The sequence below is a fragment of the Dactylosporangium fulvum genome, assembly GCF_025137375.1.
In the GTDB taxonomy this organism is placed as follows: Bacteria; Actinomycetota; Actinomycetes; order Mycobacteriales; family Micromonosporaceae; genus Dactylosporangium; species Dactylosporangium fulvum.
On record NZ_CP073720.1, the window covers coordinates 118,150 to 137,658 of the forward strand.

At 70.9% G+C, this 19,509-nt stretch carries 22 protein-coding genes; 19 read left to right on the forward strand and 3 right to left on the reverse strand.

Annotation, left to right across the window (positions count from 1 at the left end):
- Positions 1-562 precede the first annotated feature (562 nt).
- Complete coding sequence (locus Dfulv_RS00580; RefSeq protein ID WP_259860624.1) at positions 563-820, reverse strand: hypothetical protein; 258 nt, start codon at positions 818-820, stop codon at positions 563-565.
- Between the two features lie 175 nt (positions 821-995).
- Between Dfulv_RS00580 and Dfulv_RS00585 the strand changes: the two genes are divergently transcribed.
- From Dfulv_RS00585 to Dfulv_RS00600, 4 genes are all read left to right on the forward strand, one after another.
- Positions 996-1,847: a helix-turn-helix domain-containing protein gene (locus Dfulv_RS00585; RefSeq protein ID WP_259860625.1), complete on the forward strand. Its 852-nt coding sequence runs from the start codon at positions 996-998 to the stop codon at positions 1,845-1,847.
- A 17-nt stretch (positions 1,848-1,864) separates the two neighbouring features.
- Positions 1,865-2,065, forward strand: coding sequence for a DUF397 domain-containing protein (locus Dfulv_RS00590; protein ID WP_259860626.1), 201 nt, complete (start codon positions 1,865-1,867; stop codon positions 2,063-2,065).
- 243 nt (positions 2,066-2,308) lie between these two features.
- Positions 2,309-2,857, forward strand: a complete 549-nt coding sequence (locus Dfulv_RS00595) for a GNAT family N-acetyltransferase (RefSeq protein WP_259860627.1) — start codon at positions 2,309-2,311, stop codon at positions 2,855-2,857.
- A gap of 112 nt (positions 2,858-2,969) precedes the next feature.
- Complete coding sequence (locus Dfulv_RS00600) at positions 2,970-3,998, forward strand: DUF4192 domain-containing protein (RefSeq protein ID WP_259860628.1); 1,029 nt, start codon at positions 2,970-2,972, stop codon at positions 3,996-3,998.
- Here the strand turns inward: Dfulv_RS00600 and fdhD are convergent.
- Positions 3,904-4,818, reverse strand: a complete 915-nt coding sequence (gene fdhD / locus Dfulv_RS00605; RefSeq protein WP_259860629.1) for a formate dehydrogenase accessory sulfurtransferase FdhD — start codon at positions 4,816-4,818, stop codon at positions 3,904-3,906. The two genes, Dfulv_RS00600 and fdhD, sit on opposite strands and share 95 nt — an antisense overlap.
- A gap of 149 nt (positions 4,819-4,967) precedes the next feature.
- Between fdhD and mobA the strand changes: the two genes are divergently transcribed.
- The 7 genes from mobA (at position 4,968) to Dfulv_RS00640 (ending at position 9,537) form a co-directional block, all read left to right on the forward strand.
- A complete protein-coding gene (gene mobA, locus Dfulv_RS00610) occupies positions 4,968-5,540 on the forward strand; it encodes a molybdenum cofactor guanylyltransferase (protein WP_319805824.1) in 573 nt (190 codons plus the stop codon).
- Positions 5,537-5,803 (forward strand): DUF6457 domain-containing protein, encoded by a 267-nt coding sequence (locus tag Dfulv_RS00615; protein WP_259860631.1) that lies wholly within the window; start codon positions 5,537-5,539, stop codon positions 5,801-5,803. Before mobA ends, Dfulv_RS00615 begins: the two co-directional genes overlap by 4 nt.
- A 27-nt stretch (positions 5,804-5,830) precedes the next feature.
- Entirely contained in the window at positions 5,831-6,937 is a 1,107-nt protein-coding gene (locus Dfulv_RS00620; RefSeq protein WP_259860632.1) for a YbjN domain-containing protein, read from the forward strand.
- Between the two features lie 382 nt (positions 6,938-7,319).
- The gene (locus Dfulv_RS00625) at positions 7,320-7,877 is read left to right on the forward strand and encodes a hypothetical protein (RefSeq protein ID WP_259867302.1); all 558 of its coding nucleotides are present in this window, start codon (positions 7,320-7,322) and stop codon (positions 7,875-7,877) included.
- A gap of 190 nt (positions 7,878-8,067) precedes the next feature.
- Positions 8,068-8,583: a hypothetical protein gene (locus tag Dfulv_RS00630; protein ID WP_259860633.1), complete on the forward strand. Its 516-nt coding sequence runs from the start codon at positions 8,068-8,070 to the stop codon at positions 8,581-8,583.
- A 179-nt stretch (positions 8,584-8,762) separates the two neighbouring features.
- The gene (locus Dfulv_RS00635) at positions 8,763-8,993 is read left to right on the forward strand and encodes a hypothetical protein (protein WP_259860634.1); all 231 of its coding nucleotides are present in this window, start codon (positions 8,763-8,765) and stop codon (positions 8,991-8,993) included.
- 178 nt (positions 8,994-9,171) lie between these two features.
- Positions 9,172-9,537, forward strand: a complete 366-nt coding sequence (locus Dfulv_RS00640; protein WP_259860635.1) for a hypothetical protein — start codon at positions 9,172-9,174, stop codon at positions 9,535-9,537.
- A 49-nt stretch (positions 9,538-9,586) separates the two neighbouring features.
- Here the strand turns inward: Dfulv_RS00640 and ddaH are convergent, their stop codons facing one another.
- The gene (ddaH, locus tag Dfulv_RS00645) at positions 9,587-10,372 is read right to left on the reverse strand and encodes a dimethylargininase (protein WP_259867304.1); all 786 of its coding nucleotides are present in this window, start codon (positions 10,370-10,372) and stop codon (positions 9,587-9,589) included.
- A gap of 98 nt (positions 10,373-10,470) precedes the next feature.
- Between ddaH and Dfulv_RS00650 the strand changes: the two genes are divergently transcribed.
- From Dfulv_RS00650 to Dfulv_RS00685, 8 genes are all read left to right on the forward strand, one after another.
- A complete protein-coding gene (locus Dfulv_RS00650) occupies positions 10,471-10,959 on the forward strand; it encodes an Lrp/AsnC family transcriptional regulator (RefSeq protein WP_259860636.1) in 489 nt (162 codons plus the stop codon).
- A 4-nt stretch (positions 10,960-10,963) separates the two neighbouring features.
- Entirely contained in the window at positions 10,964-12,859 is a 1,896-nt protein-coding gene (locus Dfulv_RS00655; RefSeq protein WP_259860638.1) for a beta-propeller domain-containing protein, read from the forward strand.
- Positions 12,860-12,916: 57 nt separating this feature from the next.
- Positions 12,917-13,993, forward strand: coding sequence for an efflux RND transporter periplasmic adaptor subunit (locus tag Dfulv_RS00660; protein WP_259860639.1), 1,077 nt, complete (start codon positions 12,917-12,919; stop codon positions 13,991-13,993).
- Positions 13,994-14,004: 11 nt separating this feature from the next.
- A complete protein-coding gene (locus Dfulv_RS00665; RefSeq protein WP_259860640.1) occupies positions 14,005-14,721 on the forward strand; it encodes a response regulator transcription factor in 717 nt (238 codons plus the stop codon).
- Positions 14,718-16,316, forward strand: a complete 1,599-nt coding sequence (locus Dfulv_RS00670) for a sensor histidine kinase (protein WP_259860641.1) — start codon at positions 14,718-14,720, stop codon at positions 16,314-16,316. The genes Dfulv_RS00665 and Dfulv_RS00670 overlap by 4 nt, the downstream gene beginning before the upstream one ends.
- A gap of 81 nt (positions 16,317-16,397) precedes the next feature.
- A complete protein-coding gene (locus Dfulv_RS00675; protein ID WP_319805748.1) occupies positions 16,398-17,591 on the forward strand; it encodes an efflux RND transporter periplasmic adaptor subunit in 1,194 nt (397 codons plus the stop codon).
- 1 nt (position 17,592) lies between these two features.
- Entirely contained in the window at positions 17,593-18,279 is a 687-nt protein-coding gene (locus tag Dfulv_RS00680; protein ID WP_259860643.1) for an ABC transporter ATP-binding protein, read from the forward strand.
- The gene (locus tag Dfulv_RS00685; RefSeq protein ID WP_259860644.1) at positions 18,276-19,493 is read left to right on the forward strand and encodes an ABC transporter permease; all 1,218 of its coding nucleotides are present in this window, start codon (positions 18,276-18,278) and stop codon (positions 19,491-19,493) included. The genes Dfulv_RS00680 and Dfulv_RS00685 overlap by 4 nt, the downstream gene beginning before the upstream one ends.
- The last annotated feature ends 16 nt before the right edge of the window (positions 19,494-19,509 follow it).

Below are 19,509 nucleotides of genomic sequence, written 5' to 3' on the forward strand. Positions count from 1 at the left end.
CCGGTGGCTCCGGCGGCGGTCTTTCCGTCGGTACGGGCACCAGGCCGCCGAAGCAGGCCACCGTCGAGGGGTTGCCGCCACCGGCAACTCCACCGCCGGCCGTCTCGCCTGGCGGTTCGTCGGGCGGCCCTTCCGGTGGCTCTGCCGGGGGTCGGCCGCCGGCGTCCGGGGTTCCGATCCAGGACCGGGCGTGGCCCGGCTGGGACAACGGATTGAAGGGCAAGCAGGAGTCGACGCGGGGCACGCGGCGTGCGTCCCTCTGGCGGACCAATCCGTCAGGCTCGATCGATCGGGCCGAAACCGCTGGTCCGGGCTGCCGTCCCTGAGCGGTTGGGCTCGGCGCCGGCGGGGTCCTCAGCGGTCGGCGCGAGTGTGCGAGTTGCGGGTGATCGCAACCCAGGCGGTCGAGAACGGCTTGCAGGGCCACCGCCCGCAGCCGGCGCTGCAGCTCGTGACCTGCGGTCCGGGTGTCGGCCGGTGTCGCTCCACGCGGCGTCGGGCATCGGTCACCGCGTGGTCGTAGATGACGGCCATCGTGGTTCCTCCCGCCGCTTCTCGCTGGTCAGATGCCTTGGGCCGCAGGCGCCGTCCACAGCAGGCGGGCGCTGAAGAGCTGCTGCGCGGTGGCGAGTGCGGCCTCGGCGGATCGGAACGTCATCACTTCGGACTTGCCGTTGCCGAGCCGCCAGGTCAGCACCGCTTGATCGGGCAGCTCGTGTCCCCACGCGACGACCTGCGGATGGTCGTCATCATCCGGATCCGCGACAATGCCGAAGAGGCGCGGTGCGCCTTCCAGGAGGAGCTTGTCGTCCTCGAGCACGACTGATCTCCCTCGGGCTGAGGAGGGATCTGACCGCTCCAGAATGCACGTGCAGGTTTCCGCGGGCAATACGTTCTGGCGAAGTTGAGTAGAGCAAGCCAATCGCTTAGCCGTGGACATGCTTGCGCGGCACCCCGGTAACGGACACACTCGTCTTGAGTAATGGAGGTGAGCGGTGTCCAGCGCCCAGAGCCCCACGTTCCCACGATTCCAGTTGGGCAAACAGCTGAGAGCGCTGCGTGAGAAGTCGCGACTCACCACGGAGGACGTCGGGCTGCAGCTCGACTGCTCACCGAGCACCATCAGCCGGATGGAGGGCGGCAAGGTAGGCATTCGCCGCAGCACGCTTGAGCGCCTTCTGGAGATTTACGAGGTAACCGACCGTGAGCACATCGAGACATTGATCGCGCTCGCGCGTGAAGGCAAGACGCGCGGTTGGTTCGCCCGTTACGGCGATCTGCCCAGCAGCTACTCCCGGTATATCGGCCTGGAATCCAACGCGATCGAGATGCGTGACTACGAGGCGCTGGTCGTGCCCGGGATGCTGCAGACCGAGGAATACACCCGCGCCCTGCTCGCGGCGGCCTCCCCGGGGGAGTCGGAGGACGCCGTGGAGGCGCACGTGAACGCGCGGCGGGAGCGACAGGGCCTGCTCAACCGCGCCGAGAACCCGTTGCAGTTCATCGCGGTCCTGGATGAGAGCGTGATCCGTCGCCTCATCGGCGGACCCGACATCATGCGGTCGCAGCTGAAGCACCTGGCCGACATGGGCCGGGCGAGGAACGTGACGATCCAGGTCCTGCCCTTCTCCGGAGGGGCGTATGCCGGCATGGCCGGGTCGTTCGCGATCCTCAGGTTCAAAGGTGCACCAAGCGTCGTGTATGCCGAGGCCATGGCCGGTGACATCTACCAGGAAGCCGGAGATGTCCAGCGGTACAACGACGTGTTCGAGAGTCTGCGAGCCGCCGCGCTCAGCCCATTCGAGTCGATCAAGATGATCGAGCTCGCGGTGTCTGAGACGGCCTGACCTGAAGGAGTGCGCAGATGACTGCGCTCAACGAGCGGTGGCACAAGCCCACCCGAAGCGGCAACAACGGACAGTGCGTCGAGGCGCGGTTCGTCGACGGCGTCGTCGAGGTCCGCAACTCCAACGCCCCGGATGCGGGACTTGTGCGGTTCACCCGCGCGGAATGGGAGACCTTCCTCGCCGCGGTCGACACGGACGGCGAATTCCGCCTGCCGTAACCATGTCGACCTACGCCTGACAACAGCGAAGGGACAGCCCCGACCGGCTGTCCCTTCGTCGTTTTAGCTGCGAGCCGATCCGATCGTATCGCCGATCGACCTGTTTCGGTAACTGTATGGTCGCTATCCGCGTGATGCTGCAAAAGCCGCGGTTGGTAGCAATACCGCGATGTGGGTGTCGCGACGGGTCGAACCGGAGTAAGGATGGGTTATGACCCAGCGTCTTCGCAGGTGGTGGCGGTCGTGACGGAAACCATGGCGGACAGGACCGGGACGGCGGCCGTGACGATCCGCGCCTATCGCCCCACGGACCATCGTGACTGCCGCCAGCTCTGGGCGGAGCTGACCGAGCAGTACGAGAGCCTCTATCCCGGGTCGGCGCCCGTCGCCGACGTGGATCCAGGTGCCGCCTTCGAGGAGTACCTCACCCGGCTCGACCTGTCGGGCATGTGGGTGGCCGAGGACACCGGCCCGTCCGGGGGTGTTGTCGGCATGGTCGGGCTGATCCTCGACGGCCGCGGTGGCGAGGTCGAGCCGTTGGTGGTCGCCTCCGCCCGCCGGGGTGCCGGCATCGGGCGGGCGCTGCTGGCGCACGTCGCCGACCAGGCGCGCCGGCGCGGGCTCGGCCGGCTGAGCATCTCGCCCGCGGCCCGTAACCGTGATGCCATCCACTGCCTGCACGCGGCCGGCTACGACGCCCTCGCCCGGGTCACGCTCGCCATCGACCTGAACCGCAAGAGCGACACCTGGCGTGACGGCATCGACCTGTACGACCTGCGGTTCCGCTACTGAACCGGTCGGCGCCCGTCAAGCGTTGATGCCGGGCTGTGGATAAAAACGGGCGTTATCCACAGCCGAAAACCGCTCGTTCCGCCTGCCGCAGCCGGCGACGAGTGTCTTTGTCATGACGACCACTGCCGCATTGCCCTGGCTCCGCCTGAGCGGACCTGCCGAGATTCTGTCCGCCACGCCCTACCTGCTCGGCTTCCACCCCGCCAACAGCCTCGTGGTGCTCGGCCTGCGCGGCACGGGCCTGCGGTTCCACGTCCGCGGCGACCTGCCCGACGACCGCGACGACGGTGAGGTGCTCGCCGAGCAGTACGCATGCATGTTCGCCCACCACAACGTCGACGCCGCCCTGCTCATCGGCTACGGGCCCGCCGAGCCGACCGGCCCGTTCCTGTTCGCGACCCGCGCGGCGATGCTGCGGCACGACATCGACGTGCCCGAGATGCTGCGGGCGCACGAGGGACGTTACTGGTCGCTGCTGTGCGGCTCGGCCGAGTGCTGCCCGCCGGAAGGCCGGGCGTATGACGTGCAGACCTCGACCGCCGCCGTGGAGGCCACCGTCGCGGGCATGGTCGCGCTGCCCGACCGGGACGCCGTCGTGTGCAGCCTCGCCGGTCCCGAGGGGTCCGGGCTGGCGGCGATCCAGGAGGCCACCGACCGGGCCGGTCTCCGGCTCGTGCGCCTGGCCACCGGCCGTGACGTCGTCCCGGCGGTGATGAGTGCCGGGACGGCCGCGCTCGCCGAGGCCGTCGCCCGCTACCGCGCCGATCAGCGGCTCACCGACGACGAGGTGGCATGGTTGACCGTGCTGCTGCAGGTGCTCGCGTTCCGCGACCGGGCCTGGCTGCGCATCGACCGGGACGGACGGCGGGGCCGCGCGGTGCACCTGCGGCTGTGGACCGACCTGGTCCGCCGGGCCGATCCGGGGATGGTGGCGCCGGCAGCCATGCTGCTGGGATATCTCCACTGGCGGGCCGGCGACGGGCTGCGCGCCCGCGTCGCGGTCGACCGGGCACTGGACGCCGACCCCGACTACAACGGCGCCAAGCTCATGGCCGAGATCCTTGACCGGGCAGTGCCACCGGCAGAGCTTCCGCCGCTGGGACAGTCCCGTCGACGCGCTGTGCGCCGGCGTAAATGTTGAAGGTCGGGCCGCGCAGGAAGCCGACCAGCGTCAGGCCGGCCTCTTCGGCCAGGTCGACGGCGAGGGTGCTGGGCGCCGACACGGCGGCCAGCACCGGGATGCCCGCCATCCACGCCTTCTGGCAGAGCTCGAAGCTGGCCCGGCCGCTGACCATCAGCACGTGACCGGCCAGGGGCAGCCGGTTCTGCCGGACAGCCCAGCCGATCACCTTGTCGACGGCGTTGTGCCGGCCCACGTCCTCGCGCAGGCAGACGAGCTCACCGGCCGCGGTGAACAGGCCCGCCGCGTGCAGCCCGCCGGTCGTGGCGAAGGCCCGCTGCCGGTGCCGCAGCGCGTCGGGCAGGGAGGCCAGCACGGCCGGCGCGACGGTGACCGGGTCGGCGGCGACGTCGAAGTGGGATCTTGTGCGGACGGCGTCGATGCTGGCCTTGCCGCAGACGCCGCACGAGGAGGTGGTGAAGAAGTTCCGGCTCGGGTCGACGACCGGCGCCGGGACGCCCGGGGAGAGCACGACATCGACAACGTTGTAGGTGTTCGGCTCCTGGTCGCCGGCGCACAGCTGCGCGGTCTGAACGTCGCCTGAGTGGCGGATGATGCCCTCGGTGAGTAGGAAGCCGATCGCCAGGTCGAGATCGTCGCCCGGCGTGCGCATGGTCACCGTCAGCGGCGGGCGTGCGCCTCCGCCCGGGCCGATGCGGATCTCGAGCGGCTCCTCGGCGGCCAGGCTGTCGGGCGACCGCTTGACGTCGACTTCCGATCCGTCGTCGCCCGCACCGACCGTGACCCGCACGATCGTGCGCCGTTGCGTGACACGGCCCATGTATTTGTCCTTCCGATGGTCGGTTTCCGCACCCTGGCTCGACGGTAGGTTCTGGTTGTGTTGACGGCCAACAACCCCCACTGGCGAACGGGTCACGGACAGGGCCGCGATTGTCGGCGGAGGTGGGCGCGGTGACCCGGTTCGCGGCCGTGGTGCTGGCCGGTGGGGCGGCCCGCCGGCTCGGAGGCCGGGACAAGCCGATGGTTCCGGTCGCCGGCGTGCCGATGATCAGCCGGGTCCTCGCCGCCGTGCACGGCGCCGGGCGGGGCGGTTCGGTGGTTGAGGACGTCATCGTCGTCGGGCCGCGGCGCGACGGACTGCCCGACTCGGTGCGGGTCGTGCAGGAGGAGCCCCCCGGCGGCGGGCCGGCGGCCGCCGTGGCGGCCGGGCTCGGGCTCGTGCGAGCGGAAGTCGTGGCGCTGCTCGCGGCCGACCTGCCGCACCTCGACGCGCGGGCCGTCGCGACGCTGCTGGGTGCGATCGGGCGGCACGACGGGGCGGTGTTCGTCGACGACGACGGCAGGCGGCAACTGCTGTGCGGAGCCTGGCGGACGGCTGCCCTCAAGGACGCCGTCGGGCGGATCGGCGAGCCCGCCGGCAAGTCGATGCGGGCGCTCGTCGACGGGCTCGACGTGCGGGAAGTGCGGTGGGGCGACGCCGGTGCGCCGCCCTACTTCGACTGCGACACGGAGGATGACCTGCGAAATGCGGAGCGCGCATGAGTGACGAACGATCGGGTGCACGGCTGGACACGTGGCTGGACGAGGCGGCCAGGACGCTGGGGGTGCCGTCGCTCACGGTGGACGAGCGGACGGCGATCCTCGCGCTCGCCCGCGACGTCGCCCACAACGTCGCCCGGCCCGGGGCGCCCTTGACGGCGTTCCTCCTCGGGCTGGCGATCGGCCGGGGAGCGGATCCGCAGCACAGCCGTGAGGTGCTCACCCGTCTGGCCACCCGGGCTGAGGGGACGATCGAGGCTGGATAGGGTGAGAGCCGGGGTTAGGAGGCGATCATGTCGGGTGACCAGGACGATGTCGTGTCGTATGAGACGGCGCTGTTCGACGACGAGGAACCGGCCGGCGGCAACCTGAAGGAGAAAGTCGCCGAGGCCTGGCGGGACTTCGCCCGGCATCTGGTCGACGGGCTGCGTGATCTGCAGCCCGGCACCACGCTCGACCTCACCCTCGATCCGACCGCGTCCGGCACCGGCGACGCCGTCTACTCGGTCCAGGTGAGCGGCGAGGAAGACGGCATGCTCAGTGCCACGGCGGTCGGCAACGCGGACCTTCCGGCGGCCTACCGGCTCGACCGGACCGTCATCGCGGAGATCGTCGCGCTGGGCTGGTCGCCGCCCGGGGTCGTGCCCGGCTCCGGCGAGTCGTTCGGGCTGCGGGTGCCGAAGGGCGAGGCGGCCCAGCTGAGCCGGCTGGTCACGCGGACCCTGCGCGACATCTACGGCACGCCGCACCCGGCCTTCCTGACGTATCTCGCCCACGACGCCCACGGCCGGGTGGCACCGCTCCCGTCGCTGGGTGTCGCGAGGTCCCTGGCCACGATCGCCGACGCGGACGGCGACGGTGACGGTGTTGTTGCCGTCGCCCGGCCGGCCGCCGGTCAGAGCGGGCTCAAGGAACTCGCGACGCAGACCGACGACCTGCCGCTGTACGACAAGGTGACCACCGTCGTCGCGCGGCTCATGAAGACCACGCCGGAGGAGTTGCCGATCGACCCGGACGGCGACATCGGCATCCGGTCGGGCTCGGCGATGGTGTTCGTGCGGGTCCGGGACAACCCGCCGCTGGTCGACGTGTTCTCGCCGATCCTCACCGAGGTCGAGCCCACGGAGCGGCTCTTCGTGAAGCTGTCCGAGCTCACCAACCGCATGCCGATCGGCCGGCTCTACTGCACCAACGACACCGTCTGGGCCTCCGTGCCCGTGTTCGGTCGCGACTTCCAGCCCACCCACCTGATGCTTGCGGTGCAGGTGATGACCGGGCTGGCCGACGAGCTCGACGACCGCCTCCACGGGGAGTTCGGTGGCAAGCGCTTCTTCGGCGAGGGCGACAAGCCCAAGCCGGCGATCAGCAGCGACAGCGAACGCACGGGCATGTATCTCTAGAGAGGTTCCACGATCCGGCTGACGCGGTCGCGGGCCCTGGCGACGGCGGGGCATGACCACGGCAGCGCGGTCCGGGGCCAGCGGGCAGGTCATCGTGGCCGTCACCGCGGCACTCTTATGCCCGCGGCTCGGCCTCGGGCGGGCCTGCGCCCGGACTGCCCGGCGCCGGGGGCACCTGCGCTCAGACCCGCCGGGTGCCCGCGTGCGGCGTGCCGATCCAGCCTGGGCACTTTCCCGCACGCCGGTCTCGCCCGGATGCGGCGCGCTGGGCTTTCCGTCGGCTCCAGTGGTGAACCGGACGCCGGCACCCAGGGTGTTGTGACGCAATTTTGAGGTTCGGCCGACGGGGCGTCGAGGTTGGCCTCGTTCCATCACTCGCGTGATGAACAAGCGGATCGGCGGTGCCGTGCTGGCGGTCGCCGCGGCGGCGATCTTCGCGGCGGCCTGCGGGTTGTCGGACGACACGGCGCCGGCCGCCGGTCCCGGGGCGTCGGGTGGCACTGACTACGCGTCCTGCCTGCGGAACAACGGGGTCGACCTGCCGCAGATGAACCCCTCGAACCGGCCCTCCGGCCGCCCGTCCGGGTTTCCGACCGCCCGGCCCTCCGGCGAGCCGCGCCCGTCCGGCGGCGGCGGGTTCCGCGGCGGTGGGCCCGGCGGCGGTGGGTTCTTCGGCACCGCGGCCCCGAACGGCGTCGACCAGCAGACCTGGGAGAAGGCGCAGAAGGCGTGCGAGTCGCTGCGCCCGACCGCGTTCCCGGGCAACGGCGGCGGCGCCAACGGCGGCGGCCGCGACGCTGCCTTCCGCAACTGCCTGAGCGAGCACGGCGTGACTGTCAGCGGCCCGGTCGACCAGCTCGACTCCTCGGACGCCAAAGTGGCGGCGGCCCTGACCGCCTGCGCTCCGCTGCGCCCGAGCGCCCGGCCGTCCACTTCCTGACCCGGTAGGCACAAGGGGGACGCGCCGCGTCAGCCTCACCCCGGGTGCGTCGGCGTCGCACTCGATGTGCGCCGGCCTTGTGGCCGTGGTGGTGAACGAACCGGACATCGTGGGAGTGTCGCGGCACCACGGCCACAAGGCCGGCGCCGGAAAGGCGTGTCGGTCGGACAGGATCATCGTTGCGTACGGTATGGACGCGCTGGACAGCTTCACGAAGACCTTCCTCACCGCCACCGCACTCGGCAAGCTGCCCGCCACCACCGTCACCCGTCATGCCCGGGTCCTGCGCGGCTGTGCCGGTGATCGGGACGAGGTCGCGGTCGTCGCGCGCTGCCAATCCCGCCAGCACCGCCGCAACGTGTTCATGCTGACCCGCAACCGGCTCGTCGTGACGGGCGAGTCCGCAGTCCTGCGCCGCGTCTCCCTGCACCTCAACGCCGAACTCCACCAGCTCGCCGACGTGACCTGGACCCCCGAGCCCAGCCGCACAGGGGTCCAGCTCGGGCTGACGGCGATCGACGGCGTGCGGGAGAACTTCTGGGTGCGGCTCGCCGGCGCCGCCGAGATGTGGCGCCTCGACGAGGCCCTCAAGCAGGCGTTCCGCACGCCGTGGGGCGTGATCCAGCCGGCCGTCGCGGCGCCGGTCGCGGGAGTCAAGGTGGCCACGGGAGTCAAGGCGCCGCTGCCGGAGCTGCGGCTCGCGTGATTTGTGGCGATCGATCCACCCCGTGCTGGCGCTGGCTGTGTCGCGGGCAAGGGGTGGACCGATCGATCAACATATATCAGTATCCGGCAGATCCAACATCCTCCGAACATCCCCGCCGTTCCGGCACGGGCAGAATGAGGAGGCGGATCAGGCCAAAGGGCTGGTGCACGGGGCGGAACGTGCCCGTCCGGCGCGCGGTCGTCGGCGCGGGCGCGTCGCTCGGGATCCTGCTTGTCCACCTGCTGTTCTGGCCGGTGGCCGCGCTCGCCGCGCAGGCGTCGCGCGTCCTGATGTGCCAGGACCCCTGCGACGCCCTGGGCCACTCGACGGACGGCCACGAGCGGCCCGGCGACGCGTACCGGGCACTTGGCACTCCTTATGTCAGGTTTGCCGTGCGGGATCCGAGGTAGAGGGCCAATTCGCCCGATTCCGAGGAGGTGCCCCATGAGACGCTCGCGGATAGGCTTACTGGTTAGCTCTGCAGCACTGGTGGTCGTCGGCGGGCTACCGACAGTTGCGGAAGCGCAACCCACCCCGACACCCCCGGCGCCCGCGCCGACCGAGACCGCACCCGGTCCCGGCGGCGGCATGGGAGCCCACGAGAACATGTTCGGCGATGTCTACCACGGTGAAGGCGTCCTGCAGACCAAGAACGGACCGGTCCGGGTGGCGATGCAGAACGGCGACGCCACGCAGCTGACCCAGTCGTCGGTGACGGTCCGCTCGGCCGACGGGTTCACGCGCACGTGGGAGCTCGGCAAGAACCTGAAGGTGTACGACAAGCGGCACACGCTGCAGCCCGGCGCGCTGCAGTCGGGTGCCCACCTCGTGATCGCCGGCAAGGTGACCGGGGCTGCCGCATCTCCGGGTTCGCCATCACCGGGCGCGGCGAAATACACGGCGCAGGTGGTGTTCGTCCACTCGGGCGCGTCAGGATCTCCGACGTCGTCCTGATCGGAGCGGGCGCCGGCGTCGAACGGGGCGCCGGCGCCGCATCTGTCTCTTACGGGCGCAGCTCGGCGACGCAGCACTTCACGCTGCCGCCGCCCTTCTTCAGCTCCGTCAGCTCCACCGGCACCGGGACGTAACCGGCCGAGCGAAGCTTCGCCGCGAGCGCGGTGGCCTCGGTGTTCAGCACGACGTTGCGGCCGTCGGACACCAGGTTGAGCCCGAACGCCAGGGCGTCCTCCTCGTCGGCGATGACCGCGTCGGGGAACAGCTGGCGCAGGACGGCCTGCGTCGACTCCGAAAACGCCCCCGGGTAGTAGGTGATGTTCGAGTCGTCCAGCGGGGCCAGCGCCACGTCGAGGTGGTAGAACCGCGGGTCCACCAGCCGCAGCGAGATCACCGGACGGCCGAGCGCCTCCTGGGCCTCCGAGTGTGCGGCCACCTCCGTGCGGAAGCCGTGGCCGGCGAGCACCACGCCGCCGAGGTACGACGGCAGGTAGGTGAAGTCACCCTCGCCCTCGTTGGTCTCGACCGGGGTGGTGTACTTCCAGCCCAACTCGGCATAGAACCGCTTGTGCGCCGCCGCCTCGGCCATGCGCTGCGGATACCGGAACCGCGCGCCGTAGACCACGCCGTCGACCGAGAACGCCCCGTTGGCGGCGTAGACCATGTCGGGCAGGCCGATCTCCGGCCTCAGGACGTGCACGGTGTGGCCGAGCCGCGTCAGCGTCTCGCGGAGGCCTTCCCACTGCTTGACGGCCAGTTCGGTGTCGACCGGCGCCGTGGTGTCCATCCATGGGTTGATCGCATATTCCACCGCGAAGTGCTCGGGTGGCGACATCAGATAGGTGCGCTCGCGCTGGGTCGTCACGAGATCAAACGCTAGGGTTCCGGTGTCACACAAAACAGCGAGAATGCTTGCTTTCGAGGGGGGATTTGTTGCGCCTCGACCCGATCGACCAGCGAATCATTGCACTCCTGCAGGATGACGCCCGTTCATCGTATGCGGAGATCGGCGCCCAGGTCGCGCTGTCCGCTCCGGCCGTGAAACGCCGCGTCGACCGCCTCCGATCAAGCGGAGTGATCCGCGGCTATACGGCGCTGATCGACCCGGGTGCGGTGGGCTGGACGACAGAGGCGTTCGTCGAGCTCTTCTGCACCGGCCGCACCTCACCGGAGCAACTGCGCGCGGCGGCGAAGCGCCACCCGGCGGTCGTCGGTGCGTACACCATCTCGGGTGAGGCCGACGCCCTGGTGCACCTGCGCGCCGTCGACATGGCCGGCCTGGAGCAGGCTCTCGAGCGACTGCGCGCCGAGCCGTTCGTCACTTCAACCCGGAGCATGATCGTGCTCAGCCGCCTGGTGGAGACCCTCGCACCGCGGGTTGTCGAAAGGCCGGGAACCGGAGGTGCACCGGTCACGTCATAGGGCCATGAAGCGCGCCCTTGCCACGCTCGGTGCCCTGTGCGTCTGCCTTTCCGGCTGTACGGCCGACAAGCCGCGGCCCGCCCGGTCCTCGGCGGCACCGGGGCCGGCACCCGCGCTGCGCCTGGTCGCGTTCGAGTCCTGCGACGACCTGCTCGTCGGCCTGCGGGCCGCGGCGCAGGAGGCCGTCGGGCCCTGGGGCCTGAACAACGCGCCCGGCGGCATCCGGACGCTGAACGGCGGCGCTGCCGAGGACTTCGCCCGCGCGGGTGGCGCGGTGCCGAAGGCGGCCTCCGGCGCGGGCACCACCTTCTCCGGCACCAACACGCACGAGGCCGGCGTCGACGAGCCCGACGTGGTCAAGACCGACGGCAAGCGGATCGTGACGCTGACCGGCAACGGCGTGCTGAAGGTCGTCGACGCGGCCGCGCGGAAGGTGACCGGCGAGCTCAGCCTCGGCGGCGCGGCGGACCGGGGCAGGTCCGCGATCATGGCGAGCAGCCTGCTGCTGGCCGGCGACCGGGCGCTGGTGTTCGGCTACAACTACGAGGCCCGGCTGGACTACGACGCGTCACGTGTCGCCGGCCCGACGGTGACCCTGGTCGACATCGCCGGTGCGCCGAAGGTGATCGGCAGATTCACGACCGACGGCGCATTGGTCGACGCCCGGCAGATCGGCAGCACCGCCCGGGTGGTGGTGCGCTCGGCGCCCCTCCTGCGGTTCCCCGACACCTCGGCGATGGGCACCGACGAGGCCCGGATCGCGGCCAACCGCAAGGCGATCGCGGCAGCGCCGCTGGAGGACTGGCTGCCGCGCTGGACCGCGGAGGACGCAGGCGGCAAGCGCACCGGCGGCAAGGTCGACTGCACCGCGGTGAGCCGCCCCGAGCGCTACTCGGGCACCGCCATGCTGACCGTCCTGACGTTCGACCTCGGCGGGCCGGCACTGGGCTCCGGCGACCCGGTCACGGTCGTCGCCGACGGCGACACCGTCTACGCCAACGGCCCCAGCCTGTACGTCGGCAACGACCAGCGCTGGCGAGTGGCCCGCGCGGTGAAGCAGACCGGAGCGGTGGAGCCGCCGCGCACGCAGCTGTTCAAGTTCGACATCAGCGGCGCCGGGAAGCCGCGGTACGTCGCGTCCGGCGAGGTCCCCGGCTGGCTGCTCAACCAGTACTCGATGTCCGAATGGGACGGCCACCTGCGCGTCGCGACCACCGACGCCGTCGGCGCCGACCAGCAGACGACCTCCACCGTGTCCACCGTCTACGTGCTCAAGCAGGACGGCGGGCGGCTCGCGGAGACCGGGCACGTCGGCGGCCTCGGCAAGGGGGAGCGGATCTACTCGGTGCGGTTCATCGGCACCACCGGCTACGTGGTGACGTTCCGCCAGACCGACCCGCTCTACACACTCGACCTCGCCGACCCGGCGGCCCCGCGGGTGATGGGCGAACTGAAGATCACCGGCTATTCGGCGTACCTGCACCCGGCCGGTGCCGGCAGGCTCATCGGCGTCGGTCAGGAGGCCACCGAGCAGGGCCGTGTCCAGGGCACCCAGATCTCGCTGTTCGACGTGCACGACCTGGGCAAGCCGGCCCGGCTGGCGCAGCACCAGGTGCCGGGCGGCTACTCGGAGGCGGAGTTCGACCCGCACGCGTTCCTGTACTGGCCGGCGACGGGGCTGCTGGTCGTACCGGTGAACGAGCGGTCGCGGCAGGGTGCGCTCGTCCTGTCGGTCAGCGACAAGGCGATCACCCAGTCGGGCATGATCGGTCATCCCGGGCAATACGCGATGATCCGCCGGTCGCTGATCATCGACGGCACCCTGTGGACGCTGTCGGAGCAGGGCCTCAAGGCCAACGACGCGGCGACCCTCGCGGAGCAGGCCTGGCTGGCGCTCTGAGCCAACTTTGAGGTTGGGCCAAGCTGGCTGGGAGGCACAGCCGGTGGACTACCAGCCATGAAGGTCTGGTGGCTGGCCGGAGGTGCCGCCGTGCTCGCCGGTGTCGCCGTCACGGCCGTCGTGGTGGCCGGGGGCGACAAGCCCGCGCCCGCGGCGGCGACCACGGTCAAGGTGGCCCGCGGGCAGGTCACGGCCACCGTCTCCGCATCCGGGACGGTGCAGGCCCAGCAGAGCCGGACGCTCGGGTTCACCACCAGCGGCACGCTCACCGAGCTCACCGTCAAGGCCGGTGACGTGGTCGCCGCGGGTGCCGTGCTGGCCCGCATCGACGCGACCGCGGCCCAGGACGCCGTCACGGCGGCCCGGGACAGCGTCAGCAGCGCGCAGGACGCCCTCGACCGGGCCGAGGAGGCCGCGGCGAAGGCGACCGCCACGCCCACGCCCACCCCGTCGGCGTCCCGCTCGGGCGCGGCCGGCCCGCAGACCGGTGGAGGCGGTGGCGGGAACCAGCAGCAGGGCAACAGCGTGCAGTCGACCAGCGACAACCTCTTCACCGCCCAGCAGCGGCTCAACAACGCGAAGCTCAGCCTCGTCCAGGCGAACGCGAAGCTCGCCGGCACTGTCATCACCGCCCCCGTCGCGGGCAAGGTGCTCGCCGTCACCGGCACCGTCGGCTCCGCCGCCGGCAGCAGCGTCATCACCCTCGCCGGGACCGGCGACGTCGTGGTGCAGGCGCAGTTCACCGAGGCCGAGGTGGCACACCTCCAGGTCGGTCAGGTCGCCCGGATCACGCTGCCGGACGACGCCGGCACGAAGTACGACGGCAAGGTCATCCAGATCGACCCTGCCGGAACGGTGTCGAACCGCCTGGTGCGGTACGCGGCGCTCATCGCGTTTGACAAGGTGCCCGACACACTGCTGTACGGGCAGAGCGCTACGGTCGCTGTGGTCACCGCATCCGCCGACGGCGTGCTGTCGGTGCCGTCCACGGCCGTCCACGACGGCAAGGTGACGGTCCGGATCAACGGCAAGGACGAGGAACGGGCCGTCGAGACGGGACTGCGCGGTGACGTGGACACCGAGATCAAGAGTGGACTTGCCGAAGGCGACGAGATCGTGACGGCCGGTCGGTGACGATGGAGCCGATGCCAGTACAACCCCTGCCCAAGGTGCTCGTCGTGGATGACGAGGCCAGCATCCGCGCCCTGCTGTCGGCCACCCTGCGACTGACCGGGTTCGAGGTCCGGGTCGCCACCGGCGGGCGGGAGGCGCTGGCCGCCGCCGCCGAATACGCGCCCGATCTTGTCGTGCTCGACGTGATGATGCCCGACCTGGACGGCTTCGAGGTCGCCCAGCGCCTGCGCACGTCCGGCCGGCCGGTGCCGGTGCTGTTCCTGACCGCGCGGGACTCGGTCGAGGACCGCATCTCCGGGCTCACCGTCGGCGCCGACGACTACGTCGCGAAGCCGTTCAGCCTCGAGGAGGTCGTCCTGCGCATCCGGGCGATCCTGCGGCGGAGCCTGGGCGACCAGCAGCAGCTCGTCGACGGTGGTGTCCTGCGGTACGCCGACCTGGAGATGGACGAGGACGCGCACGAGGTGCGCCGGGGCGGCAACCGGGTCGACCTGTCGCCGACCGAGTTCAACCTCCTGCGGTATCTGCTCACCAACGCCGGCCGCGTGGTCAGCAAGGCCCAGATCCTCGACCGCGTCTGGAACTACGACTTCGGCGGCGACGGCCGGATCGTCGAGTCGTACGTCTACTACCTGCGCCGCAAGATCGACAAGTGGGATCCGCCGCTGATCCACACGGTCCGCGGCGTCGGCTACGCGCTCAGGCTCCCGAGAACCGACGGCACATGAAGATCCGGCACTGGCGGCAGTGGACGGTCCGCACCAGGATCGTCGTCTCCGTCGTGTCGCTGGCCGGGGTGGCGCTCATCGCCGCCAACGCGATCGGTGTCGGGCTGCTCAACTGGTACCTCATGAAGCGCGTCGACGAGCAGCTCGAAGGCGGCGTTCGGGGCCCGCGGCCGCTACCCGTCGTGTCGGCCGCACCGGGCGTGACCCCGAGCGCTGCACCGGGCGTCTTCCCCCGGTATGCCCAGCGCCCCGAGGGTGAACGGCCTGAGTTCTCGCCCGGGCCCGCGTATCAGATCTACCGGTTCGACAGCACCGGCAAGCTCTTGAACCCCGACCAGGTCCTGCTCGACCCGGCGCTGTTCGGCTCGATCCCGGAGCGCGCCGCGCAGAAGCAGCCGTTCACCGTCACCGGGCCGAAGAGCAACTGGCGCGTGCGGGTGTTTGAGACGAACTTCGCCGGCACCAAGGGCTACGGGGCCTTCGCCGTCTCGCTCACCGAGGTCGCGGACACCCGCGAACAGATGCTGCTGTTCACCGTGCCGGTGAGCCTGACGCTGCTGGTGCTCGTCGGATTCGCCACCGGCGCGCTGGTGCGGGTCGGGCTCAGCCCGCTGACCCGCATGGAGGACACCGCCGTCGAGATCGCCGACGGCAATCTGTCCAGCCGGGTGGTCGCCGACCCGCACACCGAGTCGGGCCGCCTCGGCATCGCCCTCAACACGATGCTGGCCCGCATCGAGGAGGCGGTCGGGGAGAGCGCCGCGTCGGAGCGGAGACTCCGCCAGTTTCTCGCCGACGCGGCCCACGAGCTGCGGACCCCGCTCACGTCGGTGCAGGGTTTCGCCGAGTTGTACCGCAGGGGCGGCGCACCGCCCGGCCCCGCGCTGGACGAGACGATGGGGTACATCGAGGCCGAGGTCAGCCGGATGCGGCTGCTCGTCAACGACCTGCTCACCCTGGCCCGGCTCGACGAGGAGCGGCCGCTCCAGCAGCACCCGGTCGACCTGCTCGCCGTGGCCGCCGACACGGTCCGCGACGCGCACGTGCGGGTGCCGACCAGATTCGTGCAGCTGTCGACGATCGACGACCGGTCGGTGACCTTCGAGCCGGTGACCGTCGAAGGCGACGAGGCGCGGATCCGGCAGGTGGCCGCCAACCTGGTCAGCAACGCCCTGCAGCACACGCCGGAGGACACCCGCATCGTCGTCCGGGTCGGTCGCCCGTCCCCGGACACGGCCCCGCCCACCGCGGCGGTCGGCCCCGCGTTGCCCGACGGCGTGCCGCTCGCCGCGATCGAGGTCAGCGACACCGGCCCCGGCATGAAGCCGCAGGACGCGGTGCGGGTCTTCGAACGCCTCTTCCGGGCCGAGGGGTCGCGGTCCCGCCGCCACGGCGGAGCCGGGCTCGGCCTGGCCATCGTCGCCGCGATCGTCCAGGCGCACGGCGGGCGGGTGGAGCTGTGGACCGCGCCCGGTGACGGCGCCCGCTTCCGGGTGCTCCTGCCGGCCATGGACGACCCGGACTTCGGTGACGAGCCCGGTGAGCCCGGCGAACCGCAGGTCACCGGATTCCGAGGGAACTCCGAGGTTCACTAGGGGTCGCTCCGAGCGACGCACTCCACGATTCCCCTCATGCGTCTGTCGCTGCCGGCCCTGCGCCGACCACGGTTGAATTCCGTGACCCTGATCAACGCCGGCCTCGCGGTACTCGTCGTCGGTGGTGCGTTCTGGGCCTACTCCGTCGTCAAGGGGCCGGCGACCGCCGAGGCGTCGCAGAACACCACCACCCGCACGCGGCTGGTGGCCGCGACACAGGGAACGGTGTCGCAGACGGTGTCGGCGACGGGCTCGGTCGCGAGCGCGGCGACCGCGAACGCCAACTTCACCACGTCGGGCACGGTGACCGAGGTCAACGTCAAGGTCGGCGACGTGGTTACCAAGGGCCAGACCCTCGCCAAGGTCGACCCGACCTCCGCGCAGGCCACGCTGGACACCGCGAAGGCCAACCTCACCGCGGCGAAGGCCGCGCTGACCCGGGCCGAGAACAACGACGCCGACGACGCCACGATCGCCTCCGCCGAGGCGCAGGTCACCACCGCCCAGGCCAACGTGACCTCGGCCCAGCAGGCCGTGAACGGCACGGTGCTGACGGCGCCGGTCGCGGGGACGGTGACCGCCGTCAACGGCGCGGTCGGCTCGTCCTCGTCCGGCTCGTCGTCGAACTCGTCCGGCGGTGCCGGCGGCAACTCCACCGGCGGCAACGGCTCCACGTCCGGCTCCAGCTCCGGCTTCATCCAGCTCGCCGATCTGACCAAGCTGCAGATCAACGCGAGCTTCGCCGAGGCCGACGCCACCAAACTCAAGGCCGGCCAGGTCGCCGACGTGACGTGGAGCGCCCTTGCCGGCACCCGGGCGACCGGCAAGGTCAGCACGGTCTCGCCGACGGCTACGACCAGCAACAACGTCAACTCCTACGCGGTCGTGATCACGCTGGACTCGCTGCCCGAAGGGGTACGGCTGGGGCAGAGCACCACCGCGGTCGTCACCGTCGCCGAGGCGCAGGGTGTGGTCCGCATCCCGAGCACCGCGCTGCGCACGGCCGGCGGCCAGCGGACCGTCACGGTGCAGGTGAACGGGAAGAACGAGGAGCGCCAGGTCGAGGTCGGCCTCACCGGCGGCGGGTTCGTCGAGGTCAAGTCCGGCCTCACCGCCGGCGAGCAGGTCGTGGTCACCACGACGACCAACTCGACCAGCGGCACGGGCGGCAACCAGGTGCAGTTCCCCGGCGGCGGTGGCGGCTTCCCGGGCGGCGGTGGCGGCTTCCCAGGTGGCGGTGGCGGCTTCCCCGGCGGCGGGCGGGGCGGCAACTGACATGCGGCCGGTCCTCGACATCCGGAACGTCAAGAAGATCTACGGGCAGGGCGAGACCGAGGTGCAGGCGCTGCGGGGCGTCTCGCTGACCGTCGAGCGCGGTGACTACGTCGCGATCATGGGCTCGTCCGGCTCCGGCAAGTCGACCCTGATGAACATCCTCGGCTGCCTCGACATCCCGACGTCGGGCCGGTACCTGCTCGACGGGGTCGACGTGAGCCGCCTCAACGACCGGCGACTCGCCCTGGTCCGCAACCGCAGGATCGGCTTCGTCTTCCAGGCGTTCAACCTCATCGCCCGTACGAGCGCCCTCGCCAACGTCGAGCTCCCGCTCGCGTACGCCGGGGTCAGGTCCGCCGAGCGGCGGCGCCGGGCCAATCTCGCGCTGTCGATGGTCGGGCTGGCCGAACGCGCCGGCCACGAGCCCAACCAGCTCTCCGGCGGCCAGCAGCAGCGCGTCGCCGTCGCCCGGGCGCTGGTCACCGCGCCCGCGCTGGTCCTCGCCGACGAGCCGACCGGCAATCTCGACACCCAGTCCACCGACGACGTCCTGGCCGTCTTCGACCGGCTCAACCGGTCCGGCCGGACCATCGTGCTGATCACCCACGAGCCGGACGTCGCCGCGCACGCCAAGCGGCTGATCCGGCTGGTCGACGGACGCATCGTCCAGGATGAGCGGCTGAAGTGAACATCTTCGAGACCATCCGCTTCGCGCTCCGCGCGATCACCGCCAACAAGCTGCGCTCCGGCCTCACCGTCCTGGGCATCCTGATCGGCGTCGCCGCGGTCATCCTGCTCGTCGCGGTCGGCAACGGCTCGGCGCAGGCGGTGCAGAACCAGATCGAGTCGCTCGGCACCAACACGCTGACCGTCACCGCCGGCGCCGGCGGCGGGGCCCGCGGCGCCGCGTCGACGCAGAACACCGCGCTGAACATGGACCTCGTCCCGGCGCTGTCCGACCCGGACGAGGCGCCGCACGTGCGCAGCGTCTCGCCGGTCGTCACCGGCTCGCAGTCGGCGACGTACGAGGGCACCGACCACACGATCACGCAGTTCGTCGGCACCTACCCGGGATACGTCGCCGCCTCCAACTTCAAGGTCGCACGCGGCTCGCTGTTCACCGACGCCGACGTCACCGACTCGCGCAAGGTCGTGGTCATCGGCTCGACCGTCGCCGAGGAGCTGTTCGGTCGCGTCGATCCGCTGTCGAAGCAGATCACCGTCTCGGGCAAGCTGTTCACCGTCGTCGGCGTGCTCGCCGAGAAGGGCGGCTCGGGCTTCGCCGACCCCAACGACATCGCCGTCGCGCCGGTCAGCGCCGTGCAGGAGTCGCTCACCGGCTACGGCTCGCTGAACCAGCTGCTCATCCAGGCCACCTCGCCGGAGACCGTCTCCGAGGCGCAGTCCGAGGTGACCGCGATCCTCAACGAGAAGCTCAACGTCAACGGCTCGTCGACGACCAGTGCGTACCGCATCCTGAATCAATCGCAGTTGCTGGAGACGCGGGCGAACACGGCGGAGACGTTCACGCTCCTGCTCGGCGCCGTGGCCGGGATCAGCCTCCTGGTCGGCGGCATCGGCATCACCAACATCATGATGGTGACCGTCACCGAGCGGACCCGCGAGATCGGCATCCGCAAGGCGCTCGGCGCGCCGAAGCGCACGATCCTCACCCAGTTCCTGGTCGAGGCGACCGTGCTGAGCCTGCTCGGTGGCCTGCTCGGGGTGGCCACGGCGGTCATCGGCAGCCAATTCACGATCGTCAACATCAAGCCGGTCATCGTGCCCAGCTCGGTCTTCCTGGCACTGGGCGTCTCGGTCGCGATCGGCCTGTTCTTCGGCAGTTACCCGGCCAGCCGTGCCGCGGGTCTGCGCCCGATCGAAGCCCTCCGTTATGAGTAGTTCCGTCGAGGAGTCA